Here is a 22,840-nt window from a genome sequence, read left to right as displayed (position 1 = left end):
AACTGAAATGCCACAGAATGCAGAAGACATCGTAGCTGCAGAATGGGCGACGGTTCTGGCTTACGGTCAGGACCGCATCAACCCGATTGTGCCCCGCACCGCCTATGGCCACCGGTCGCTGCGCGACCTCTTCCCCATGGTCAGCCATGGCGTTCTGTACCTGAGCCGGTGCATCAAATACCCCTGGACACACGACGTCGGAACCGCCTTTCCGCAGGTCGCCGGCGGATACCGCGTGCGTCGGGAGTCCGACCACACCGTCATCGGGGAGGTGGGAACCGTGGAGGAGGCGTATGAACTGATCGCTGCCAATCTCCCTGACGGCTGCGGACCGGCTATCGATGGCACGCCGGAAGACCTATGACCCCTGTCATCGTCACGCGGTGGCGCCGGATTCCCCAACGCCTGCTCGATGCGATGTCCAACGAGCCCGCACCATTCGGACCGCCTGGGAGTAAACGCTCTGACGCTCAGGCAATGACGACAAGTAGCCGAGCGACGAACGGCTGGGACAGCCCCAAGGCGCAGTGGTCTCGGCGGTCGACAGGTGCCCCTCGGACGCCAGGACCATCACCGCATTCGAGCCCCTGTCAATCGTCTCCCCCTGCCCCCTCACAGGAGGCCGTGCCACAACGTGCCAGTAGGGGCGGTAAACAGCGGTCACCAAAGGAGCCCACACGCCCCGTCAGGACGAGATCGTTGACGCACATCCTCACAGCTCAGAGGCTATACACACAGCCCAGTACCGGGTGATTCCCAAGCTCAGAGCGCGAGTTCGATTCTCGTCACCCGCTCCATATGAGAGCCGCAGGCCAGTGGCCGGGGGCTTCTCCGTTGTCCGGCGCCGTTCAGGGGCCCCGCACCAGATCCGCACCAGAGGGCTTCTTCCTCCGCCCTCTCCCGAGGCGGTGCGCACAAGGCCGACCGGCCGCGAGCACGCGTACAACGAGACGGGCGCCGAGGCCCTGCTGTGTCGCCGCTCGTTGGGCGCGGGCGGCTTCGTGGCTCAGGTGGGCTGTCCGTCAGTGGCGGGCCGGATCCGACCCGCTGCCGCAGTCCCGGTCCGGACGCTACCGAGGGGTGGATTCAAGCAGCAGTTCGCTCAGGTCCGACGGCATGGTGATCATGCAGTCGTGCCCGGTCCGTAGTTCCCGTATCCGTGCCGGAGAGCCGTTGGGCTGGGTCGCGGGGACGGTCCGCCGCACGATGCCTGGCGGCTCCGCGCCGACACAGTGGATGTGTGTGCGCGGAACCGATTCCAGGGCAGGGTTGTCCAGCCGGACCGGTTGCTGCAGGCAGCGCACCGGCTGGTCGGAGAGCGTCGCACTCAGCCATGCGATGTCCGCCGGGTCGGTGACCCCGAACAGACCGAGGGGCGGAGGCATCTCGGGCAGCGGCGGGACGCGCCAGCCGTTGTCGGACTTGGCGGCCAGGTCGATCAGGTTCTGGGTCATGGGCTGTACGTCGACGGCGGTCTCGCCGTGCTCCGGGACCATCGCGTCCAGGTACACGAGGTGCGCGATCCGTTCCGGCACCTCGTTGGCCACGGAGGAGACGACCAGCCCCGCGTAGCTGTGACCCACGAGCACCACCTCGGTCAGGTCCTCCTCGTGGATCAGCTTCAGAACGTCCTCGACGTGTGTGTCGAGCCCCACCTCGGGACCGAGCAGATGTGCCTTGTCGCCGTAACCGGTGAGCGAGGGCGCGAACACGCGGTGTCCGGCCGACTCCAGCAGCGGGACCACCCGCTCCCAGCACCGACCGCTGTGCCAGGCACCGTGTACCAGCAGGAAAGTTGACATAAGTGGAAGTCTTCTTCGTTTCCGCCCGAAGGTGGAGCGTAGGAACGGCTCGCCCTTCTCTACCGGCAGAGCCTCTGACTCAGCGCCGCCGACAGCACGGCGACCGGCGGTCAGCCCAGGCGTCGCCCTGCGGACCCGACCACATTCTTCGAACGCGAGCTGCGTGTCAGTGGGTGGTCCTAATCTGGTTCCCGCGTATTCGTGAGGGGGGGGGCTCCATGCCGAAGGTGCCAGAATCCAGGCGTATCGGACGGGTGGCAGTGAATGAGGTGCGTTCGCTGCTGGAACGACACGGCCACATCGTTCAGGAGATAGACGGCAGCAACGACCATGGCGAGGATCTGCTCATCACCTTTGTCGATAACGGACAGCGGACGGAGGATTCCCTGACCGTTCAGGTGAAGGGTGGAGACTCGACCCGAACCAAACGCGGGCACCGCGTACCGGTCGGCGATCACGGTGACAACTGGCGCGATGGCAGTCTTCCCGTTCTCTGTGTGGTCCACGATGCCGAGCGCGGTGGACTCTTCTGGGCCAATGCGACCCGTCAGCTTCGTCGGGGCACGGCGCTGCGTAAGAAAGTGAAGTCGATCGTCGTCTCCCGGGAGTCCGTACTGGACGACGCGAGCCTCAAAGCATTCGTGCAGGTCATGCGGCGCTACCTGGCACGGGAACGCGAGGGGGTCGGTAGGTGGGCGGACATGGCGAACGTCGAGTTCGCTCCGGACGACATCGTCAAACCCTTCGAGAACGAGGTCTACGAACCCATGGTCTTCTGGCAGCGTCGCGGTGAGCCGTACGCGGTACTGCTCCACCACGACCTGGATTGGGAGCCGGTGCGCATCCAGGAGAGGATGCTCCGCTTCGAGCCGATCCCCTGGATCGGCAACGTCATCCTTGACATTGCGGAAGCACACTGGCTGATGGGCTGTTTCAAGTCCACGGAGTGGTGGCGACGTCCCATCGACCATCGTGACTCCGCTGGGCCCCGCGAGGCTTCCAGCCGGCTGTGAGCTACGGCCGCACCGTCCCGGTCGCTGCTGCTGAACTCGTGTTGGTGCAGCGCTAACCGCTCGCCCCTTGCGTAGTAACACAAGGACATGCGGCGCCTCCAAGGGGCGCGGTGACCGCCGGTGGAGGCGAAGTTCCGTCTCTCTTGAAGGAATGAGGAAGGGGCTCGCCGCGCTCGCTCGGCGAGGGCTGGATATGCGAAGCAATGCTCGAATGAGGGCACTCCTGCAGGAGACCGACACGACAGGACTGAGTGCTCAGGACATTCCTCCCATGTTCCGTGAAGTGGTGGAGCGCGGATGGTCTTTGGCGCCCGCCGGCAGTCGGGTGCTGACCGATCTCCTCCTCGACAACCGGCAGCGATACTCCGACCGACTCACGGAGGAAGCCACAATCAACGGCAGGGCGATGACGGACTACGACCTGCCCACCGCGACGGACGAACGCGCGCCCGTCCTCGTACGCAGGTGCCTGGCCTACGTCGCTGCCTGCCTGCAGCGCGCGCAAGAGGACTTCGGTGACACGGCGGTGAGGGCCTACGTCTCGCTGTCCTTCGCCGATACGGACGAGGCACCGCTGACTTCCAACGTCACCTTCTGCACACCCCTTCCCGACGCCCTTCCCTACATCCCCAACCTTGAGGGCGTGACGGACGCGTCCGTCGGGGAGTTCTCCGCGGATGACTGCTCGCACTGGTCGTGAGGTCGACCCCGTGGGCGATGGTGGCTTGGGGCCGTGACCACGATCTGTTGCCCCCGGCTTCGGGTACCGGCCCGGGAGTGAGCCATCCAGGCAGGAGTCAACGAAACAGTTACGGACGAGACTCATCCGGTGTCAGGCCCGCGTACGCCGCCACGTCGGTACGTTCGGAGAGGGACCACGTTGTCGGCGGACGGTCGCCATCTGTGCGCGGTCACGTCCGAGGTCGACGAATACTGGGTTGTCACGCGCGTCTTACCTGAGGCGCGGTAGGCCGAGCAGCCTCGCCCGGCGGGGACTTCGAGGACTGCGCGGAAGCGATCCATGTGCTGGTGAACAGTCTGCTGCTCGTCACGGCGGCGCTTGGCACTGCTCGGGGAGCGGAGTCGCGGTGATCGCTACTATCGAACGGGCGAACAGGCGAACGAGCGCCACGGGGGGCCGTCCCCCGACGTCCGTGGCCCCGACGCCGGGCCATACACCGGGACGCTCGGCCCCGGTAACCGAACCTCTACGTCGCGCCTTCGGGAGCCGGTATGCGTTTCACCACTCCGCCGCGTCCGGTCGACCCGGTCGCGCTCGTCCCTCAACTGGCTTCGCTGGCACGCACGGCGACGCGGCTGCATCCCCGGCCCGGGGCGCCGGGTGTGCGTGACAGCTCCGTGGGCGGGCCGTTGCTGTGGCCCGCCGACGAGGCGTGGCCGCACTGCGAGGGGCCGCACGACAAGAAGGCGGCCGACGGCACGCCTCGGTCCCTGGACGATGTGCGGGTGCTGCGCCGGGATCTGGCCGCGTCGGCCGAGCGGCGGCTGCGCGGTCAACGGGAGCCCGTGCCCACGCCCGGGGAACGGGAGACCGCGAAGCGGACGGGGCAGGGCAGGCCGTGGAGCGACGGGCCGATCGCCATGCTGCCCGTGGCCCAGCTCTACGTCCGGGACGTCCCGCTCCCGGCCCGCCCGGCCGGGGCCGACCTCCTCCAAGTCCTCTGGTGTCCCTACGGCCACGGGGTGTCGGAGCCCCGGACCGCTCTGTTCTGGCGCTCCTCCGCCACCGTCACCGATGCACTCGACGTCCCGCCCGAGCCGGCCGTGATCGAGGGGAACGGCTACCTGCCCCGGCCTTGCCTGCTGACGCCGGAGCAGGTCACCGAGTACCCCAGTCCCATGGAGCTGAGCGAGGAGCTGCGGGAGCAGGTGGAGGAAGAGAGCCGGTGGGAGGCCGCCGGGGCGGAGTGGGACGACGGCGAGTCGGAGGATCCGCACGAGTTCTACTTCCGCAACCTGAGCACCGCCCCCGGTTGGAAGGCCGGTGGCTGGACCTGCTGGAGCCTCACCGACCCCGAGCCCCGCGACTGCCCCGCCTGTGGCACCCCGGAGATCCCGCTCCTCACGATCGCGAGCTCCGAGTGGGACACCGGCAGCGAGAGCTGGCGGCCCGAGGAGGACCGGGCCGATCCGTTCGTGCACCTTCCGGGCGCCCCGGAGAAGCCCACCCTCGTCGACATCCGCGGCGGCTACACCCTCCAACTCCACGTCTGCCCGGCCTCTCCGGACCACCCCCACCTCCAGATCATGGAGTGAGCCGACAACGTCACCCGCCTGCCGGTGGGGTCCCGTCCCCGCCGGTCAGAGGCGGCAGCTGATTTCGAGGCCGTCCTCTACGGGGAACGTGACGCTGTGGTAGCCGTTCGCGGTGTCGCGGACGTGGTCGAGGTAGGTGCCGAGGTCGGGGAGGTCCACGTCGTCCGCGACGACGAGGGTGCCGGGGGCGATGTGCGGCTCCAGGAGTTGCAGGACGGGCAGGCAGAGGTTCTTCCACCCGTCCAGGAACAGGAAGTCGACCGGCTGCCGCAGTGCGGCGAGCGTCTCCAGGGCATCCCCCTCCAGCACGGTGATCACGTCGTCGAGGCCGGTGGCGGCGAAGGTGTCGCGAGCGTGGGCCGCCTTGGTCCGGCTCATCTCCGTGGTGATGACCCGGCCCGTGCCGTTGTCGCGGACGGCGGCGGCCAGGTGCAGGGTGGAGATGCCGTACGAGGTCCCGAACTCGACGACGGTGGCCGGCCCGGTCGCGCGGATGAGGTTGTAGAGGAGCCGGCCGCCGTCGGCGGAGACCGGCATGTAGACCTCCTGTACCGCGTCGGCGAGTTCCTGCGCCGTCAGCGACTCCTTTTCGTAGGGCTGGACTTCCTGCAGCCGTGCCGCGGTCTCTTCGTCACGGGCGGCGGCTTCGAACATGCGGTTGAGGGCGGCGGAGACGCGCGGTTCTTCGAGGGTGCAGGGATACGTGGGCATGGTTCTGGCTCCTTCGAGCGGTGGGCGCTACGCGGTGCGCGACGCGCCTTGTGACGTGTGAGGCGTGAGGTGGGACGACGTGCGCGGTGTGCGGGGTACGGGTACGGAGTGGGCGGCTCGGGACGCGGCGTATCGGCGGGTACTTCCCGTCGTGGTTCGCCGGGGCGCCTCGTCAGTCCGTGTAGGCGCCCGCGTCGATGTCCGCGAGAAGGGCCGGCCCGGTCGGCTCCCAGGCGAGGAGCTGCCTGGTCGCGTCGTTGGACGCGGTCATGGTGGAGGCGAAGAAGCCGCCGACGAAGCCGAAATGGGCTCCGGCGTCCTGCGGGGCGACGGATTCGGCCGGCAGGCTCAGGCTGCGGCCGATCGCCTCGGCTATCGCCCTGGTGGTGACGGCCTCCTCGGCGACGGCGTGCAGGCGCGTTCCCGCAGGTGCCTGCTCCATGCCGAGGCGGATGAGGCGGGCGGCATCGGCGCGGTGCACCGCGGCCCAGGCCGCCGATCCGTCGCCGACGTAACCGGAGACGCCCTGCTTGCGGGCGGCCGCCGTGAGGAAGTTGACGAACCCCCAGTCGCCGCTGCCGTGGACGCTCGGCGCGAAGCGGACGATCACGGTCCGCACGCCCTGGGCCACGTAGTCCAGGGCGAGGTTCTCGGCGCCGCCCCGGTTGGAGTCCGGGCCGATCGCCGGAGAGACGTCGGACTCCGTGGCGGGGCGGCCCTCGACAAGCCCGGAGAGGGGCGCGGCGACGACGAACGGGCGGCCGGATCCGGCCAAGGCGTCGCCGAGGGTCTGGACCGCAGCCCGTTCCGAGCGGTCGGACTCGGCGGGGTTGCCCCAGTCGTGCTTGTTGGCCAGGTGGATGACCGCGTCCGCACGGGCGGCGCCTCGCCGGAGCGAGGCGAGGTCGTCCAGGTCACCCCGGACTGCTTCGGCGCCCTTGGCCACGAGCGTCTGCTCGGACCGGTCGGACCGGGCCAGGCCGACGACCTGGTGGCCGGCCGAGATGAGTTCGTCGACAACGGCGGATCCGATCCAGCCGGTCGCTCCGGTGACAAATGCGCGCATGCGTGTGACCTCCTTCGCCCCGGGAGGGGCAGGTGCACGAGATGGGGATGGGAGCGGGGATGTGGGAGTGGGAGTGTGGGTGGGGATGTGGATGGGGATGGGGATGTGGGTGGGAGTGTTCTGATTTCGGCTCGGTGCCTGGTCAGGTGGTGTGTGGCCCAGTTGCCGCCCCCGCTGTTACTGCGGGGCGGTCCGGTTGGCGCGGCGGCTGCCCGCAACTACCAGGGCTCCGGCCAGTAGCACGACAACGGCTGCGGCCCGCAGCGCGCTGTTCGCGCCGTGGGTGAACGCATCGGTGACGGCGGTGTGGTCGGCCGGGGCCAGCGTGAGCGCTTCCCGCACCGTTCGCGGGAGCGGCGCCCGTCCGCTCAGCCCGGCGGGCAGGCGGTGGGTGAACCCGGCCGTGAGGACGGTGCCGACGACCGCCACACCCAGCGCGCTGCCCAGTTCGCGGGTCGCGGACTGCAGGCCTCCGGCGATGCCCGCCCTCTCCACGGGGAGGGCCGAAGCGATCTGAGCGGTCAGGCAGGGCGCCGCGAGCATGATGCCGAGCCCGACGACGAACAGGGCGGCCGCGTAGACGGGGTAGGCCGAGGTCGAGGCGTACGAGAGCCCGAGCAGGCCGCCGCTGGTGAGCGCGAAGGCCGCGGTGAGCGTCGCGGGGGTGCCGATGCGGGCGATGAGCCCGGGAACGTAGCGGGTGCCCACCACGAGCGGGACGGTCACCGGAATGATGCCGAGCCCCGCCTGGAGGACGGAGAAGCCACGGCCGTACTGGAGGAGTGAGGCGTTGACGTAGAAGAGGCCGAAGCTTCCGAAGAAGGTGATGGTCATGCCGAGGGCGGCGCTGCTGAGTGCCGGGCTCCGGAAGAGCCTCGGGTCGAGCATGGGGTGCGATGTGCGCAGTTCCGCGCCCACCCAGCACAGGCTCAGCACGATGGCGCAGCCGAAGGCGGTGAGGACGAGCGCGCTGCCCCAGCCCTGTTCGGGCCCCTCGATGATCCCGGTCAGCAGGGCCACGACGGCCGCCACGAACAGCAGCGTGCCGGGCAGGTCGAGGGTGCGCTCGTGCCGGGCGCTGCGCGGCGCGGACCGTGCCGCCCACGCCAGGCAGCAGACCGCGACGAGGGCGACCGCGACGAACAGTGCGCGCCAGGAGCCCGCGCTCAGCACCACGCCGCCTCCGACGTTGCCGGCGACGCCGCCGATCCCGGAGGCCGCCGCCCAGACGGCGAGCGCGTGCGGGCGCCGCTCGGGGGCCGTGGCGTGCAGGAGGATGCCGACGCAGTTGGGCAGGACGCACGCGGCGCCGAGCCCCGTGACGGCGCGCCCGATCAGCATGACCGCCACGTTCGGCGCGACGGCCGACAGCGCGGCGCCGAGCGCGAATATGCCGAGCCCCGCCATGAGGACGCCCTTGCGGCCGAGCTTGTCGCCCGCCGCACCGGCGGGGATGACCAGGCAGGCGAAGATCACGACGTACGCGTCGACGATCCACAGCAGGTTCGCCGAGGACGGTCGCAGCGAACTCGCCGCCAGCTGCGGCACCGCCAGGTTGATCGCCGCGACGAATCCGACGACCAGGGCGGTGCACACGCTCACGCAGACGAGCACCGCGCCGGACCGCTGCGCCGCGTGCCCGGCGCCTTCCGGTACGGGAGCCCTTGCCTCGATTCCTTCGGGGGCCGGGGCTGGGGTCGCGGTACGAAGCACGGCAATTCCTTCGGGGGTTGCGGTACGGAGCACGGCCGGACGGCGCCCGGCAGACCCGCCCGGGAATCGGGCGGGGAAGGGCCGGGGCAACCACTTACGAGTCACCGTGCACCGTAAAGCTAACACATGCGAGACACTGTGTCTCGTATATAGTGGCGGCATGGTGGATGGAAGCGGCCTCGGACGGCCCCGCAGCGAAAGCGCACGCACCGCTGTGCTGCACGCCGTCGACGACCTCCTGGTCGAGGTCGGGTACGCGGCCATGACCATGAAGGGCATCGCCGAGCAGGCGGGCGTGGGCCGTCAGACCGTGTACCGGTGGTGGTCGAACAAGGCGGAGGTGCTCTACGAGGCCAGCGCCATCGACGCCCGCAAGGAGCTGTCCGTCCCCGGGACCGACGACCCCCGCAAGGACCTCAAGGCCTACCTCGACGCCCTGGTCACCTTCTTGTCCCGCTCGCACGCGGGCGCGGCCTATCGCGCCCTCATGGGGGAGGCCCAGCACGACGCGAATGTCGCCGCCCTGCTCACCTCACGCGACATCCTCGGGGAGAGCGCGGCGGAGGTCGTGGAGGCGGCACGGAAGTCGAGCGGCACCGCACTCTCGCTGGAACAGGCGACCGCACTCCTGATCGGCCCGCCCTTCTTCCACATCCTGTCCGGGCGGGACGCGGCCGGCATCGACACCGAGCAGCTCACGGAGCAGTTCCTGCGCACCCTGGGGCATCCGAGGCCGTGAGCCGGCCCCGGAGCCGGATCCGGACCCGGGCTACCGGCCGGACGCGATACGGGCGAGGGAGCCGATCTCCAGGGCGGCCCAGAGCGCGCCGTCCGGGCCGAGCGTGATGCCGTGCGGCTCGGAGCCGGGGGTGGGCAGATCGTGGGCCTCGATCCGGCCGTCGGGGGTCAGGGAGCCGATGCGGTTGCCGCCCCACTCGGTGAACCACAGGGCGCCGTCGCCGCCGGAGGTGATGGCGTGCGGCCGCGCGGCCGGATCGGGCAGCGCGAAGGCGGTGGCCTCGCCGCCGGTGGTGATCCGGCCGATGTGCCCCGAGGCGATGGCGACGAACCACAGCGCGCCGTCCGGTCCCGCGGTGATCCCGACCGGTGCGCTGAACGGCGGCGGCAAGGGGTGCACGGCGACCGATCCGTCCATGCCGATGCGCCCGACGGCGTTCGCCTGGTTGAGGGTGAACCACATCCCGTCGTCCGGCCCGGCGGTGATGGCGGACGGGAACGCCCCGCTTCCGGGAAGCGCGAACTCGTCGATGTCTCCGTCGGGGGTGAGCCGGCCGATCCGGTCGGTGGTGGTCTCGGTGAACCACAGCGCGCCGTCGGGGCCGGTGGCGATGCCGAACGGTCCGCACTCGGGCGTCGGCGGCACCACGTGGGTGACGGCGCCGTCGGTGGTGACGCGGCCGATGCGGTGGGACCGGTACTCGGTGAACCACAGCGCGTCGTCCGGACCGCAGGTGATGATCGTCGGGCCTGATGCCGGTTCGAGCTGATGGACCGTCGGGCGCTCCCCGGGCACCAGCCGGCCGATGCCGCCGCTGCCGGTCAGGGTGAACCACAGGGCGCCGTCGGGGCCGGTGGTGAGGGCGTACGGACCACTGCCGGGGACGGCGAACTGGTCGATGGTCGTGGAGGTCATGCGAGCCTTTCCGGATGTTGCCGGGCGTGCGATGCGGGCTGGGCTGCCGACGGCCACGATCCAGCAACGCAGGTGGCACACGGCCCGGCCACCGGCAGTTTCGCCGTGGGGGCGGACCCTCGGCCGGGCCCCGGCTCCGTACAACCGTCGGGTGTCATCGCGTGTCTGATGTGGCGGAACTCGCGTTCCCCAACCGCTCACTCGTACGCATTCGGCGTTTCACTGCAAGGGAAACCATGCTCCGAACTGTTGCCTCCCCCGGCCGCCCGCTGCGCAGGACCGCCGCCGCGATCGGCGCCGTCACCCTGATCGCCCTGGCCGCGGTGCCCGCCTCGGCCGACGAGAGCCGGCCCGGTCTGGTGGTGGGGCCGCTCCCTCCGGTCTCCGGAGTCGAGCCCGGCGGCAGCGTGGTGATTCCCGGCACCTTCGCGAACAGGGGGGCGGCCGCGTACGACAAGGTCTTCCTGTCCTACCAGTTCAGCCGCGGGCTGATCAACCAGGAGCTGCCCTCCAACTGCATTCTCCTGGGCAGCGACGCCGCCACGACCGAGGAGGGGCAGCCGGGCGGGTTCTCCATGGTCTGCGAGTTCGACCAGACGGTGAAGGCCGGCGGCATCTACGCACCCGAGAAGGGGCTTTCGCTGAAGGTCCTCGACTACGCGATGTACGAGCAGACCGGTGTGACGGTCAGCAACTACGACCCCGCCGAATACGTCGAGGGCGCCGAACCGGGGACCGGACCCGCGGTGAAGCTGGTCGAGCTGCCCCCGACCACCCCGGTGGGCGACGGCAACAGCCCGTCCTCGCAGGACGGCCGCGACAGGGACTACATCACCACGCCCCTGAACGTGGTGAACACGGCGGACCTGCAGGTCGCCGCACGGCAGACGAGCCGCGTCGGGAAGACGGTCACGCTGGAGGCGGACTTCATCAACGCGGGACCGGCGTGGGTGGCGTACGAGGAACTCCGCCCGGTGGTGTCACGGGTCCTGGTCAAGCTGCCCGCCGGAACGTCCGTGACCAAGGCGTACAACCACTGCGACAAGACCGGCGCCCTCAGCTACAGCTGCCACCCCACGAGCGCCGGATTCACCTTCGTCAGGGAGAACACCACCGAGTCCTTCCCCTTCACGCTGCGCGTCGACAAGGTGATCCCCGGGGGCAAGGGTTCGGTGGCGCTCGAAACGAAGTCGCGCCCGTACGACAAGAACAAGAAGAACGACACGACGACGTTCACACTCGACGTCCCCGGCGGCGGCTCGACGGGTGGCGGCGGTTCCACGGGTGGCGGCGGTTCCACGGGCGACACGTCCACGAGCGGCAGTTCGACGGGCGGGGACGGCTCGACGTCCTCCACCGGCGGTTCCGGTTCCACCGGCGGTTCCGGCGCGACGTCCACCGGAGGTTCCGCCTCCACGGGCGGCTCCGGCACCGGCGGCGCCACGACGACCGGCTCCTCGGGCACCTCCGGCTCCACGGCCAACGGCGCACTGGCGGACACCGGCTCCGGTTCGGCCCTCCCCCTGGCGGGCACGGCCGCCGCGGTCCTTGCCGCCGGTGCGGGCACGGTCCTGCTGGCCCGCCGTCGCGCGGCCCGTATCTGACGACCGGGACATCCCGACACGAGACGAGACGACACGGCCCGCCGAGCATCAGCCCGGCGGGCCGCACGTGCCTCTTCTCTCGCGACCGCAACTCAGCCGCAAATGGGACGACTTGCCACGCCCGCTCAGTTATTGACCGATCGTTCTGGATTAACTTAGAGTCTTCGACGTGGCCAGGACCAAGGAATTCGATCCGGACGCCGCGCTGCAGTCGGCCCTCGAGCTGTTCTGGCGGCGCGGCTACGAGGCGACGTCGATCGCCGACCTCGTCGAGCACCTCGGCATCGGCCGCGCCAGCATCTACGCCACGTTCGGCAACAAGCACGCGCTGTACCTGACGGCCCTGGACCGGTACTCCGAGGCGCGCGATCCGCTCCTCCTGGCCGAGCTGTCCGAGCCGGGCCCGGCACTGCCCGCCGTGCGGGCGGTGGTACGCCGCTTCACCTCGGAGGCCACTTCCCCCGAGGACGGGTCGAACGGCTGCCTCATCACCAATACGGCGGCCGAACTCGCCCCGCACGACCCTGCGGCGACCCGCCGGGTCGAGATCAGCTGGGAGCGCTTCGAGACACTCCTGCAGTCCTCCCTCGCACGGGCGCGAGCCCAGGGCGAGCTGCCCGAGGACCGCGATCCGCGCGCACTGGCCCGCATGCTGCTCGTCCTGCTGCAGGGCGTACGGGTCGTCGGCAAGACCTCCGGCGATCCCGCCCGGGTGCGGGACGCGGCCGAGCAGGCACTGACCCTGCTGGACTGAGCCACCCCCCGGCCAAACCCCTCCCACGGCCCGCAGGAGCCGCCGGGTGCGTCTCGCCCGTCCGCATAATGGAACGACCGATCAAATATCCCGCCACTCGAAGGAGCTGCCGAACCATGAACCACTTCTCTGGCAAGACCGTGCTCGTCACCGGCGCGGGCTCCGGCCTCGGCCGGGCGATCGCGCTCGCCTTCGCCGCCGAGGGCGCGTCCGTGGTCGCCGCGGGCCGCACCGCGGGCTCGCTGGACGGCACGGTCCGGCTCATCGAGGCGGCCGGCGGCACGGCTGCCGCCGTCACGGCCGACGTCACCGACTCCGGCCGGCTCCGGGACCTCGTGAGCGAGAGCGTCACCCGTTTCGGCGGGCTCGACATCGCGGTCAACAACGCCGGGATACTCCGTGGCGCCGGCCCCGTCGGCGAGGTGAGCGAGGAGGACTGGGAAGCGGTACTGCGGACCAACGTCACCGGCGTCTGGCTGGCGATGAAGCACGAGATCGCCCACATGAAGGAGAACGGCGGCGGGGTCATCGTCAACATCTCCTCCAACCTCGGCGCGCACCTGCGCGTCCCGAACCTCGCCACGTACATCACCTCGAAGGCTGCGGTCTCGGCGCTGACCCGGGCCGCCGCTCTCGACCACATCCACCAGGGCATCCGCATCAACGCGGTCAGCCCGGGGGCCTCCGCCGCCCCCATGTCGCTGCGGCCGGGCGAGACCGAGGCCGACCGGGTCGAGCGGGTGAAGTCGGAGAACCCGCTCGGACGCCTCGCGGAGGCCGGGGAAGTGGCGGCCGCCGTGCTCTACCTCGCCTCACCGATGGCCGGCGCCGTCGTCGGCACCGATCTGGTCGTCGACAGCGGGTCGTCGGCCTGACGACTCCGCTCGCCGTGCGGCGGGACGAAGTCCCAGTACAGCCGCTGCTCCTCGTCCACCATGGGCGCGTGGGCGCCGACGGGCCGGCCGGTCTCGAGTGACAAGGCCAGCCTCTCCATCAGCACCGGCAGCGATGCCCACATGTCGCCGGTGCCGCGCACGATGCCCTCCTCAGCCTCGGCTTCGTGGAGGCGTCCCCGGTCGGCCTCCGGGCGGTGGTCCAGCACCAGGCAGCCCCCACGGACGTCCCGTGCGACGGGGATCAGCTGGGGGTGCCCGTAAAGGACGCCGCTGACGCCGGTCCGGACGAAGTCCTCGTCCGCGTCCTCTCCTGCCTCGTCCGCCGTGCGCTCGTCGTGGAAGCCGTTGAGGAGTTGCCATTCGGCCGCCGTCTCCCGTGCGCTCAGCAGCCGGTAGGACCCCGGCAGCAGCACGCACCGCCGGTCGCCCATGCCGTCGTGCCGCAGGAGCGACGTGGTCAGGGGCTTCAAGAGCGGTCGGCCGATGACGCGTTCGGCCGCCGCGATGTCCGCCGGCTCCGCGGGCGGCGCCAGCGCGGCGTAGGTCGTCGGCGCGTGGTCCGCCAGCCAGTTCTCTATTCGCCTCCAGGACGCGGTGATCGGTGCGGTCATGGCACCGCATCCTGCCGGCCGCCGCCACGCACCCCCGGACGGGCGGTGCCGGACGGGTGTCAGTGCCCTCTGCTGTGATGGCTGACGGAACGAATCGACGACGCACGACGCGGAGGCGGAACAGTGGGCACGTGGGGTGCGGGCAACTTCGACAGCGACACGGCGGCGGACCATCTCTCGTCGCTGGCCGAACGGCTGGTAGCCGAGGTGACGGAGGCGATGGCCGGCGATCCGGTGGAGCTCGAACCGGATGAGTACTGGGGCGTGACCGTCCCCTGCAACCTGGAACTGCTGCTCGTACTGGACCGCCAGGGATGGGTGGGCGTGACCCTCCCGGCACCCGAGGTGATCCGGGCCTGGCGGGAGACGTTCCTGGCGGTGTGGGAGCGGACGATCGACGGCCTGGAGCCGAAACCCGCGTACAAGGAAGCGCGCAGGACGGTACTCAGCGACACGTTCGAGCAGTTGGCCGAGGCGTCTGCGGCGACAGCGGCGGGGTGACGGTGAGGGAGCCGCGTTCTCCCTACGAGGACCGCCGCGCACCTGACTCGTCTCAGTGAACTTTGACCGTTCTCACGGAAGTTGGACTGACTCCGATAACGGCAGAGGAGTCGACGGCCTTCCGGCTCAGACCGGAAGGCCGTTCAGATGAGGTAGTCCGCACGCCCCTCATCATCGAGTTCGAAGGGGCCTTCGGGGATGATGCAGAACTCATTACCCTCGGGATCCGCCATCACCAGGAACCCGCCGGCGTCGTACTCCTCCAGCCGGCGCCCGCCGAGCGCTTCGACACGCTCCTGCTCTGCGGGCGGGTTGGGTGAGGTGATGTCGAAGTGCATACGGTTCTTCACAGATTTGGGCTCACCGGTTCGCTGGAATCCCAGGCCCAGGCCGTTCTCGCGCTGCAGCCAAACGTAAGGTCCCATGCGGGCCACGACTGGCCGGCCAAGCAACTCGGACCAGAACGCGGCAACTCGCTCAGGGTCAGCGGCATCGACGATGAGGGCGTTGATCTGCCTAGGTGAGTCCGTCATGCCCAGATCCTCTCAGGGCGCACAGGGCCACTCGATGTCGGTCGCCACCCTCGGTGCGCGGCTGCCGAACCATCTGATCGGTGGCACAGAACAGCGACGGTCGAACTTCGGTGAGACGAGCCCGCCGGTGGTCAGTCTTCAGTGAGACCGATCGAACTCCGCTGCGACAGGTCAGCACCCCCGATACGTGCCGGACCGCGTGCCTGGCCGCGTGCCGGGGTCACACTGCGCCGGGGTCCGGGTCGATGCCGACGGCTCCGGCCGAGCGGAGCGAGCGGCCCAGGTCGCCGGTGAGGATGCGGGGGTGCCGTCGCCACCACCACAGATCGGGACCGGGCAACCGGTGGAACCGGTCGAGGGCTTGGCCGTCGTCGTCGAAGGTCGCGGCCCGGTACCGGTCGTCCAGGGCTCTGATCTGCGGGGTCAGGAGCTGGACGATGTGGTCGTCGAGCAGGATCCACGCCTCGTGCAGCCAGTTCCGGCAGTAGAGGTCGTTGGTGTACTCGTAGATGTCGTGGCCGTAGCCGCGCTCGATGGCGCCCACCAGGGCGGCCCACTCCGCCACCATCCCGGTGGCCGTGAATGCAGTCCGCCAGCCGCGCCGGTGCAGCAGCTCCCCTACCTCGGCTTCGGTCACCACGGTCCCCCTCGGTCGGCGGCAGGCCAGCAGCAGGCCACCGTTCAGGCGAAGCAGGCCAGGATCATCGGGAGGTCCTGGAGCCACTCCCTGAGACGGCTCCGTCTGCGGGCGGCGAGCAGGCACGGATGGGCTGTGCCGTCATGGAGGTGGACGACGACCCTGAGATGCTTGGTGCCCTCGGGCGCGTATTCGACGGTCCTGATCTCGTCCCAGGTGAACTGCAGGGACCTGTAACGGAATTCGAGCGTGACGCCCATGCCGTCGATCAGGATCGCGCTGTCCGGCGCGACCGCCACGAAGGCGACTTCGCCGTCCGGCGGCACCTCGCGCCCGGGGAGGTATCCCGCCGGAGCCCGATACATCGGGGCAGGGACGTGCGGCGCATGGGACGGCGGCGGAGGGATGGCCGCCGCGGGGAAGTACCCGGCGGTGGCCGGTGCGATCAGGTCCAGCAGGTGTCCCAGCGAAGGCCGTTGCTCCGGGACCTTCGCCAGGCAGAACGCCACGACCGGGCGCAGCCCGTCCGGTACGGCCGTCAGGTCCGGCTGCTCGTGCACCGACCGGTACATCATGCCCATCGGCGTACCCGCCCCGAACGCACTGCCGCCCGCGGCCGCCACGAGCACGGCGCCCAGCGCGAACACATCCGCTGCGGGGCCCACTTCCTGGCCCTGCGCCTGCTCGGGCGACAGGAACCCCGGGGTGCCGAAGGCCATGCCGGTGGCAGTCAGACTCGGCGACTCCAGTGCCTTCGCGATGCCGAAGTCGAGGACCCTGGGCCCGTCCGAGGCCATGATGATGTTTCCGGGCTTCAGGTCACGGTGCACCAGGCCGCAGCGGTGGATCGCCTCCAGCGCCTCGGCGAGCGCCGCGCCGAGCTGCCGCAGCCGTACCTCGCCCATCGGCCCCTCCGCATCGAGCAGCGCGGCGAGCGTCGGCCCCGGTACGTAGGCCGTGGCCAGCCAGGGCGCGTCCGCCGTCGGGTCCGCGTCCACCACGGGGGCCGTGTGGAAGCCGCCCACGCTGCGCGCGGCCGCGACCTCGGCGCGGAACCGCTCCCGGAAGTGCGGGTCGGACGCGAGCTCCGGGCGCGCCACCTTCACCGCCACCGCACGGCCGCCCCGCGAGCGGGCCAGGTACACGGTGCCCATCCCGCCGGCGCCCAGCTCCCGCTCCACGGCGTACCCGCCGATATGCTCCGGCAGGCTCGCGCCGTCTGCCCCGTACCTCATACGCTCTACGCCCCTCCCGGCCCCGGCGCCCCAGTATGACTCAGGGCCCCGCATCCCTCGCGGCTGTCCCGCCAAGGTGACGGGTATCCACTCGACAGGACCCGGCCGGCCGTACAGAGAGGGGATTCGCCGGTGAACGACATGAGTGCCCCGCGGTGGCCCGAACTGCGGACGGTCGCCCGGCAACTGGAGCTGATGCGGGACTTCGCCCTCGGGTCCGTCGACGCGGCTGCGGGAACAGGAGGCCGTGTCACGCCCGGAGGTAGGCGAGGGCGGCCAGCACGCGCCGGTTCCCCTCGGCTCCGACGGGCAGGTCGAGCTTGGCGAAGATGTTGCCCACATGCTTGTTCACGGCTGCCTCACTGATGAACAGTTCGGCCGCGAGGGTGGCGTTGGAGCGCCCCTGCGCGATCAGCGCGAGGACTTCGCGCTCTCGGGGACTGAGCCGTTCCAGGGGGTCCTGGCGCAGCCGTACGAGCTGCTGGATCACCTCGGGGTCGACGACGGTCCCACCGACGGCGATGCGGTCGATCGCGGCGGTGAAGTCGGCGACCGCGGCCACCCGCTCCTTGAGCAGATAGCCCACGCCCGCCCCGCCGCCGGAGTCCAGCAGCCCGAGCGCGTAGGAGCGTTCCACGTACTGGCTGAGCACGAGTACGGGCAGCCCGGGGAACTCCTGCCGGAGCCGCACGGCCGCCTTGAGGCCGTCGTCGCTCATCGTCGGCGGCATCCGTACGTCGGTGACGATCAGGTCGGGGCGGTCGGCGCGGACGGCCGTGACCAGCGCGTCGGCGTCACCCACCGCGGCCACCACCTCGTGTCCGACCCGTTGCAGCAGGGCGATGAGGCCTTCGCGCAGCAGGACGGCGTCTTCGGCCACGATCAGGCGAAGCGACAAGGTACCTCCACGTGCAGCAGGGTGGGACCGCCGGCCGGGCTCGACACCCGCATCCGGCCTTCGAGCGCCGTGACCCGGTCGGCAAGGCCGCCCTGCCCACCCGTGCCTTCGTCGGCAAGGCCGAGAGCCCCGTCGTCATGGACGTCCTGGGCAGCCGGGACGCCAAGTGGGACAAGCCGGGCCAGGCCGTCGTCGGCACCCGCACCGCCAAGGACCTGAACCTCGAGGAGGGCCGGTGGGTGCCGGTCCGGTTCGGCGACGGCGCCACCGTCACCCTGAGGGTCAGCGCGGTGCTGCCCGACGACCCGGCCCGCGGCGACTTCGTCGTCGCCCGCGACCTGGTCCGTGCCCACGACCCGGCCGCCCTGACCGACGACATCTTCGTCCCGGCCGGCATCAAGGCCACCAACGCCGTACCCGGCACCGCCACCCACGACGCCCTGGAGTACGCACTGGCCGACTACAACACCGACGCCGAGCTCACCGACAGCCTGGCCACCATGCTCATCGTGATCTCGGTCGGCTACAGCGTGATCGCGGTCGCCAACAGCATGGCGATGGCGGCCCACGGCCGCCGCCGCGACTACGAAGTCATGAAGACCGCCGGCGGCACGGTCCGCCAGCTCGTTCTCCTGGCCGCGGGCGAGACCGCGCTCCTGGTCGTCATCGGCGCCGCCCTGGGCGTCCTGGTCACACTGCCCCCGCTGGCCGGAATGGCCTCCGGCCTGTCCCAGGCCACCTCAACCGATGTGAGCCTGCACCTGAACGCCCCCGTGATCGTCGCCGCGATCCTCGGCACCCTCCTGGCAGCCGTCGCCGCCGGGGTACTGGTCACCTCCAGGACACTCCGCAAGCAGACCGCCTAGGAACCACGGGACAGGACGCCCGGGAACCCGGCCACCCCTGGCGCGGCCTTCTCCTCCGCAGGCAGCGCGCCCGGGGACGTCCGGCCGTCGCCGCCCGCCCATGCCTGTCCGCCCTTGCCGAGCCGGGATTTGGCGTGTGCGCGGGAGAGCCGCACTCACCGCACGGGGAAGCCGAAGCTGTACCCCTGCTCCTTCAGCCAGGGCAGCACCTCGCGCAGCGCGGCCAGGGTCTCGGCGCGGTCCCCGCCGGCGTCGTGGAAGAGGATGGTCGGCCCGTTGGAGATCTCGCTCTTCACGGTGGCGACGATCGCCGCGACACCGGGGTGCTCGAAGTCCTTGGTGTCGACGTTCCAGCCCAGCGGCCGCATACCCCGGGAGGCGGCGAGGTGCCGGCTGTACGGGGTGAAGGCGCCGCCCGGGGCTCGGTAGTACTGCGGCCGGACGCCGCCGGACGCCTTGGTGATCATGCGCTCGGCATCCAGGATCTGTTGGGACTGGTAGGCCTCGGACTTGTGGTCCATCGCGGTGTCGTGCGAGACGGTGTGGTCGCAGAGCCGGTGCCCGCCCGCCACGACCGCCTTGACCAGGTCCGGGTGGGCCTGGGCCTGGGTGCCCACCATGCAGAACGTGGCCTTGACGCCGCTCTCCTTCAGGAGCTGCAGCACCTGCGGGGTCCACGTCGGGTCGGGTCCGTCGTCGATCGTGATGTTGACGCCCCGTGCGCCCCGGTCCGAGGCGTGCGCGATGTCCTCGGCCACCTTGGCCGCGGGCCCGTTGGCCGGTGCGCCGGCCCCGGCCTGCGGCTGCCGCCCTCCGGTGGTGTCGGCCTGGGCGGTCCACACCGAGGTGGCGGCGGCCACCGCCGTCACTCCGAGCGCCGCCGCGAGAAGCCTGCCGTGCCATCCCCTTCCCTTGTGCTTCGCCATGTCCGCCCACCCCTTTGTCGTGTTCGCCGATGCCCTGCCCCCATCAAGACATACGAACACCGCCACAAGATCCCCCCGTTACGGATCGCGGACAAAGCTGCAGGGGCCCGGCGACAAACGCAGGCCATCCGCGACAGGTGCGCGGCCCACGGGGCCCGTCCCGCAGATCCGATAGCGTCGCGCGGCATGACGGACAAGCAGTCGTTCTCCATATCCACCGAACGGGACGCCCTCTGCGGCTTCCTCGACAAACAGCGCGCCGACCTGCTCCGGAAGATCGTGGGCGTGTCCGACGCGGACGCCCGCCGGGCGCCGACGGTGAGCCCGCTGTCCCTGCTGGGGCTGCTCAAGCACGCCGCGCTCTGGGAGCGCCGGTGGTTCCAGGCCATCGTGGCGGGGCGGGTGCTCCCCGGCGAGTGGCCCGAGGCGGAGGAAGAGGGCTGGTTCGAGGAGGACTTCCGTGTCGACGAGCGCGACACGGTCGCGCACTGGGCGGCGTACTTCGAGGAGCAGGCGGCCGTTTCGAGGGAGATCACCGCGGGTCTGCCGCTGGACGCCCCATGCGCGTTGGCCGACCTGTCGGACCGGAATCTGCGCTGGGTCCTGCACCACATGATCGAGGAGACGGCCCGGCACGCGGGTCACGCCGACATCATCCGGGAGACGATCGACGGGAGCACCGGCATCTACTGAGGGCCGGGACGGCGGCATGCCGAGACTGCCGATGGCCTGACCGAGCCGGTCATGAACGTATCTCCTCAATGGAGTCGGACGAGAGGCCGCGCCCGGAGCGGGGCCCGGCAGTGACGGATGAACGGTGCGTGGTGGGTGATGACCTACGTCCAACCGGCCGCTTAAGTGGCCAGATGGCCCGGTCCTTACGCCGCCGGGCCGGGGAAGAACCTGCGGGCGGCCAGGGCGACGTGGACCAGGCCGATGAGGACGGGCACTTCGATGAGCGGTCCGACGACCCCGGCGAGGGCCTGGCCCGAGGTGGCGCCGAAGGTGGCGATGGCGACCGCGATGGCCAGTTCGAAGTTGTTGCCGGCGGCGGTGAACGCCAGGGTCGCCGCCTTCGGGTAGCCGAGTCCGACGGCCCGCCCGACCGCCATGGACCCGGCCCACATGACGGCGAAGTACACCAGCAGCGGTACGGCGATCCGGATGACGTCGAAGGGCTCGGAGGTGATGGCGTCGCCCTGGAGGGCGAAGAGCACGACGATCGTGAACAGCAGCCCGTAGAGGGCGAACGGGCCGATGCGGGGGATCAGTTCCGTCTCGTACCAGGTGCGGCCCCGGGCCCTCTCGCCGATCCGGCGGGTGAGGAATCCGGCCAGTAGCGGAACGCCCAGGAAGATCAGCACGGAGCGGGCGATCTCCCACACCGAGACGTCGAGCGAGGTCTGCTCCAGGCCGAGCAGGCCGGGCAGCACGCTCAGGTAGAACCAGCCGAGCAGGCTGAACGCCAGTACCTGGAAGACGGAGTTCAGGGCGACCAGCACCGCGGCGGCCTCCCGGTCGCCGCAGGCCAGGTCGTTCCAGATGACGACCATCGCGATGCAGCGGGCGAGGCCGACGATGATCAGGCCGGTGCGGTACTCCGGCAGGTCCGGCAGGAGGAGCCAGGCGAGCGCGAACATCAGGGCCGGGCCCGCGATCCAGTTCAGGACCAGCGACGGGATCAGCAGGCGGCGGTCCCGGGTGACCGTGTCGAGGCGGTCGTAGCGGACCTTGGCCAGGACCGGGTACATCATCACGAGCAGGCCGAGCGCGATCGGCAGCGAGACCCCGGTGACCGTCACCCGCGCGAGCCCGTCCCCCAGGCCCGGGACGAGCCGGCCGAGGCCGAGGCCGGCGGCCATCGCGAGGAGGATCCACCCGGCGAGGAAGCGGTCCAGGAACGACAGCCGCCCGGCGACCGGCCCGTCGGCGGCGACGGTGCTGGTACTGGTGCCCGTGCTCACGAGGCCGTCCCGGCGGGACGCGTGAGCACGGCGGCCAATTGGTCGGTCGTCTCCGGCAGGAGCCGGTAGTAGACCCAGGTACCGCGCCGCTCGGAGTCGATGAGCCCGGCCTGCTTCAGCAGCTTGAGGTGGTGGGAGATCGTCGGCTGGGACAGCTCGAAGGCGGGGGTGAGATCACAGACGCAGATCTCCCCGCCCGCGCGGGAGGCGATCATCGACAGCAGCCGCAGCCGCACCGGATCGCCCAGAGCCTTGAACACCTTCGCCAGCGTCTCGGCCCGCGCCTCGTCCAGCGGTGCGGTCAGCAGGGTGGGACAGCATCCGTCCCCGTCCCCTCGGCCAAGCACCACAAGCTCTTGTTTCGACATGCTTCTATGTTGACGTTCTTCGATCCAAGACGCAAGCTTGATTCGACAGGAGTCGATACAACCTGATCAGGAGAGTGCCATGTCCCGTGCCCAGCTCGCGCTCAACGTCGCCGACCTCGAAGCGTCGGTAGCCTTCTACTCCAAGCTGTTCGGCGTCGAACCCGCCAAGCGGCGCCCGGGATACGCGAACTTCGCGATCACCACACCACCCCTCAAGCTCGTCCTCATCGAGGGCGAGCCCGGCCAGGAGACCCGCCTGGACCACCTCGGCGTCGAGGTCGACTCCACCGACGAGGTGGCCGCCGCCGCCACCCGCCTCAAGGACGCCGGGCTCGCCACCTTCGAGGAGAACGACACCTCCTGCTGCTACGCCCTCCAGGACAAGGTGTGGGTCCACGGCCCCGGCAAGGAGCCGTGGGAGGTCTACGTCGTCAAGGCCGACGCCGGCCTGATGGGCAAGAGCCCCGCCCTGGAGGGCGACGCCTGCTGCGCCTGACGCGGCCGCCCGACGCCGGGGGCCGCTTCCCGCCCGGCCCTCAGCGCAGGGACCCGGTGAGCCAGGCAAGCAGGCGCGGCCTCTCGCCGCAGCCCGGGACGGTGTCGGCGGCCAGGTGGTCGCTGTAGCGCACGGTCCTCGGCGGCACCTCGCACCGCGCGGCCTGCACGGGTTGCCCCAGGTACCAGCCGGACGCGAACACGGCCGCGATGACGAGGGCGGCTCCGGTGCCGCGCGGGGTGATCCAGGTGGGCATCGGTATGGGCATGGCGGACGAGCCTACCGGCCGGGCGATCACCCGCCGCACGCCCGCCG

General features: G+C 70.5%; 27 protein-coding genes. 13 read left to right on the top strand and 14 right to left on the bottom strand.

What is annotated here, in order from left to right:
• Window positions 1-7 precede the first annotated feature (7 nt).
• On the top strand, window positions 8-364 hold the full coding sequence (locus ACGFU6_RS21200; RefSeq protein ID WP_393612819.1) for a DUF6193 family natural product biosynthesis protein: 357 nt from the start codon (window positions 8-10) through the stop codon (window positions 362-364).
• Between the two features lie 706 nt (window positions 365-1,070).
• Here ACGFU6_RS21200 and ACGFU6_RS21195 read toward each other — a convergent pair.
• Entirely contained in the window at window positions 1,071-1,802 is a 732-nt protein-coding gene (locus ACGFU6_RS21195; RefSeq protein WP_393612817.1) for an alpha/beta fold hydrolase, read from the bottom strand.
• Between the two features lie 218 nt (window positions 1,803-2,020).
• Between ACGFU6_RS21195 and ACGFU6_RS21190 the strand changes: the two genes are divergently transcribed.
• The 3 genes from ACGFU6_RS21190 to ACGFU6_RS21180 all read left to right on the top strand — a co-directional run bounded on the left by ACGFU6_RS21190 (window position 2,021) and on the right by ACGFU6_RS21180 (window position 5,092).
• Window positions 2,021-2,815, top strand: coding sequence for a DUF4365 domain-containing protein (locus ACGFU6_RS21190; RefSeq protein WP_393612815.1), 795 nt, complete (start codon window positions 2,021-2,023; stop codon window positions 2,813-2,815).
• Window positions 2,816-3,086: 271 nt separating this feature from the next.
• Window positions 3,087-3,515 carry a hypothetical protein gene (locus ACGFU6_RS21185; protein ID WP_393612813.1) on the top strand — a complete coding sequence of 143 codons (429 nt, stop codon included), beginning with the start codon at window positions 3,087-3,089 and terminating at the stop codon, window positions 3,513-3,515.
• A 533-nt stretch (window positions 3,516-4,048) separates the two neighbouring features.
• Window positions 4,049-5,092: a hypothetical protein gene (locus ACGFU6_RS21180; protein WP_393612811.1), complete on the top strand. Its 1,044-nt coding sequence runs from the start codon at window positions 4,049-4,051 to the stop codon at window positions 5,090-5,092.
• A gap of 45 nt (window positions 5,093-5,137) precedes the next feature.
• Here the strand turns inward: ACGFU6_RS21180 and ACGFU6_RS21175 are convergent, their stop codons facing one another.
• The 3 genes from ACGFU6_RS21175 to ACGFU6_RS21165 form a co-directional block, all read right to left on the bottom strand.
• A complete protein-coding gene (locus ACGFU6_RS21175; protein WP_393612809.1) occupies window positions 5,138-5,803 on the bottom strand; it encodes an O-methyltransferase in 666 nt (221 codons plus the stop codon).
• 172 nt (window positions 5,804-5,975) lie between these two features.
• Window positions 5,976-6,869: an SDR family oxidoreductase gene (locus ACGFU6_RS21170; RefSeq protein WP_393612807.1), complete on the bottom strand. Its 894-nt coding sequence runs from the start codon at window positions 6,867-6,869 to the stop codon at window positions 5,976-5,978.
• Between the two features lie 177 nt (window positions 6,870-7,046).
• The gene (locus ACGFU6_RS21165) at window positions 7,047-8,582 is read right to left on the bottom strand and encodes an MFS transporter (protein WP_393612805.1); all 1,536 of its coding nucleotides are present in this window, start codon (window positions 8,580-8,582) and stop codon (window positions 7,047-7,049) included.
• Between the two features lie 160 nt (window positions 8,583-8,742).
• On the opposite strand from ACGFU6_RS21165, the gene ACGFU6_RS21160 reads away from it, so the two are divergent.
• Window positions 8,743-9,321, top strand: coding sequence for a TetR/AcrR family transcriptional regulator (locus ACGFU6_RS21160; protein WP_393612803.1), 579 nt, complete (start codon window positions 8,743-8,745; stop codon window positions 9,319-9,321).
• Between the two features lie 30 nt (window positions 9,322-9,351).
• On the opposite strand, the gene ACGFU6_RS21155 is transcribed toward ACGFU6_RS21160, so the two are convergent.
• Window positions 9,352-10,236 carry a virginiamycin B lyase gene (locus ACGFU6_RS21155; RefSeq protein ID WP_393612801.1) on the bottom strand — a complete coding sequence of 295 codons (885 nt, stop codon included), beginning with the start codon at window positions 10,234-10,236 and terminating at the stop codon, window positions 9,352-9,354.
• A 236-nt stretch (window positions 10,237-10,472) separates the two neighbouring features.
• On the opposite strand from ACGFU6_RS21155, the gene ACGFU6_RS21150 reads away from it, so the two are divergent.
• From ACGFU6_RS21150 to ACGFU6_RS21140, 3 genes are all read left to right on the top strand, one after another.
• Window positions 10,473-11,840 (top strand): hypothetical protein, encoded by a 1,368-nt coding sequence (locus ACGFU6_RS21150; protein WP_393612799.1) that lies wholly within the window; start codon window positions 10,473-10,475, stop codon window positions 11,838-11,840.
• A gap of 169 nt (window positions 11,841-12,009) precedes the next feature.
• Window positions 12,010-12,594, top strand: a complete 585-nt coding sequence (locus ACGFU6_RS21145) for a TetR/AcrR family transcriptional regulator (protein ID WP_393612797.1) — start codon at window positions 12,010-12,012, stop codon at window positions 12,592-12,594.
• A 116-nt stretch (window positions 12,595-12,710) separates the two neighbouring features.
• On the top strand, window positions 12,711-13,469 hold the full coding sequence (locus ACGFU6_RS21140; protein WP_393612796.1) for an SDR family NAD(P)-dependent oxidoreductase: 759 nt from the start codon (window positions 12,711-12,713) through the stop codon (window positions 13,467-13,469).
• Here ACGFU6_RS21140 and ACGFU6_RS21135 read toward each other — a convergent pair.
• Entirely contained in the window at window positions 13,397-14,101 is a 705-nt protein-coding gene (locus tag ACGFU6_RS21135; protein ID WP_393612794.1) for an SMI1/KNR4 family protein, read from the bottom strand. The two genes, ACGFU6_RS21140 and ACGFU6_RS21135, sit on opposite strands and share 73 nt — an antisense overlap.
• A 123-nt stretch (window positions 14,102-14,224) precedes the next feature.
• Here ACGFU6_RS21135 and ACGFU6_RS21130 point away from each other — a divergent pair, with 123 nt between their 5' ends.
• A complete protein-coding gene (locus tag ACGFU6_RS21130) occupies window positions 14,225-14,602 on the top strand; it encodes a DUF4259 domain-containing protein (RefSeq protein ID WP_393612792.1) in 378 nt (125 codons plus the stop codon).
• Window positions 14,603-14,745: 143 nt separating this feature from the next.
• Here the strand turns inward: ACGFU6_RS21130 and ACGFU6_RS21125 are convergent, their stop codons facing one another.
• A complete protein-coding gene (locus ACGFU6_RS21125; protein WP_393612791.1) occupies window positions 14,746-15,135 on the bottom strand; it encodes a VOC family protein in 390 nt (129 codons plus the stop codon).
• On the opposite strand from ACGFU6_RS21125, the gene ACGFU6_RS21120 reads away from it, so the two are divergent.
• Window positions 15,134-15,280, top strand: coding sequence for a hypothetical protein (locus tag ACGFU6_RS21120; RefSeq protein ID WP_393612789.1), 147 nt, complete (start codon window positions 15,134-15,136; stop codon window positions 15,278-15,280). The two genes, ACGFU6_RS21125 and ACGFU6_RS21120, sit on opposite strands and share 2 nt — an antisense overlap.
• Window positions 15,281-15,355: 75 nt before the next feature.
• Here ACGFU6_RS21120 and ACGFU6_RS21115 read toward each other — a convergent pair whose 3' ends face one another.
• The 3 genes from ACGFU6_RS21115 to ACGFU6_RS21105 all read right to left on the bottom strand — a co-directional run bounded on the left by ACGFU6_RS21115 (window position 15,356) and on the right by ACGFU6_RS21105 (window position 17,905).
• Window positions 15,356-15,775: a hypothetical protein gene (locus tag ACGFU6_RS21115; protein WP_393612787.1), complete on the bottom strand. Its 420-nt coding sequence runs from the start codon at window positions 15,773-15,775 to the stop codon at window positions 15,356-15,358.
• A 41-nt stretch (window positions 15,776-15,816) separates the two neighbouring features.
• The gene (locus ACGFU6_RS21110) at window positions 15,817-17,007 is read right to left on the bottom strand and encodes a serine/threonine-protein kinase (RefSeq protein WP_393612786.1); all 1,191 of its coding nucleotides are present in this window, start codon (window positions 17,005-17,007) and stop codon (window positions 15,817-15,819) included.
• Between the two features lie 250 nt (window positions 17,008-17,257).
• Window positions 17,258-17,905 carry a response regulator gene (locus ACGFU6_RS21105; RefSeq protein WP_393612784.1) on the bottom strand — a complete coding sequence of 216 codons (648 nt, stop codon included), beginning with the start codon at window positions 17,903-17,905 and terminating at the stop codon, window positions 17,258-17,260.
• Window positions 17,906-17,916: 11 nt separating this feature from the next.
• Between ACGFU6_RS21105 and ACGFU6_RS21100 the strand changes: the two genes are divergently transcribed.
• Window positions 17,917-18,771 carry an ABC transporter permease gene (locus ACGFU6_RS21100; protein WP_393612783.1) on the top strand — a complete coding sequence of 285 codons (855 nt, stop codon included), beginning with the start codon at window positions 17,917-17,919 and terminating at the stop codon, window positions 18,769-18,771.
• Between the two features lie 155 nt (window positions 18,772-18,926).
• Here ACGFU6_RS21100 and ACGFU6_RS21095 read toward each other — a convergent pair whose 3' ends face one another.
• Entirely contained in the window at window positions 18,927-19,697 is a 771-nt protein-coding gene (locus tag ACGFU6_RS21095; protein WP_393612781.1) for a polysaccharide deacetylase family protein, read from the bottom strand.
• Window positions 19,698-19,883: 186 nt separating this feature from the next.
• Here ACGFU6_RS21095 and ACGFU6_RS21090 point away from each other — a divergent pair, with 186 nt between their 5' ends.
• A complete protein-coding gene (locus ACGFU6_RS21090; RefSeq protein ID WP_393612779.1) occupies window positions 19,884-20,390 on the top strand; it encodes a DinB family protein in 507 nt (168 codons plus the stop codon).
• Between the two features lie 185 nt (window positions 20,391-20,575).
• Here ACGFU6_RS21090 and arsB read toward each other — a convergent pair whose 3' ends face one another.
• Window positions 20,576-21,661 carry an ACR3 family arsenite efflux transporter gene (gene arsB, locus ACGFU6_RS21085; protein WP_393612777.1) on the bottom strand — a complete coding sequence of 362 codons (1,086 nt, stop codon included), beginning with the start codon at window positions 21,659-21,661 and terminating at the stop codon, window positions 20,576-20,578.
• A complete protein-coding gene (locus ACGFU6_RS21080; protein WP_393612776.1) occupies window positions 21,658-22,029 on the bottom strand; it encodes an ArsR/SmtB family transcription factor in 372 nt (123 codons plus the stop codon). Before ACGFU6_RS21080 ends, arsB begins: the two co-directional genes overlap by 4 nt.
• A 79-nt stretch (window positions 22,030-22,108) precedes the next feature.
• On the opposite strand from ACGFU6_RS21080, the gene ACGFU6_RS21075 reads away from it, so the two are divergent.
• Window positions 22,109-22,525, top strand: a complete 417-nt coding sequence (locus tag ACGFU6_RS21075) for an ArsI/CadI family heavy metal resistance metalloenzyme (protein WP_393612774.1) — start codon at window positions 22,109-22,111, stop codon at window positions 22,523-22,525.
• Window positions 22,526-22,565: 40 nt separating this feature from the next.
• Here the strand turns inward: ACGFU6_RS21075 and ACGFU6_RS21070 are convergent, their stop codons facing one another.
• A complete protein-coding gene (locus ACGFU6_RS21070) occupies window positions 22,566-22,793 on the bottom strand; it encodes a hypothetical protein (RefSeq protein WP_393612773.1) in 228 nt (75 codons plus the stop codon).
• Window positions 22,794-22,840 lie beyond the last annotated feature (47 nt).

This window comes from Streptomyces sp. NPDC048462 (assembly GCF_043200175.1).
Classification (GTDB): Bacteria; Actinomycetota; Actinomycetes; order Streptomycetales; family Streptomycetaceae; genus Streptomyces.
This window is presented reverse-complemented; position numbering and strand designations above follow the sequence as displayed.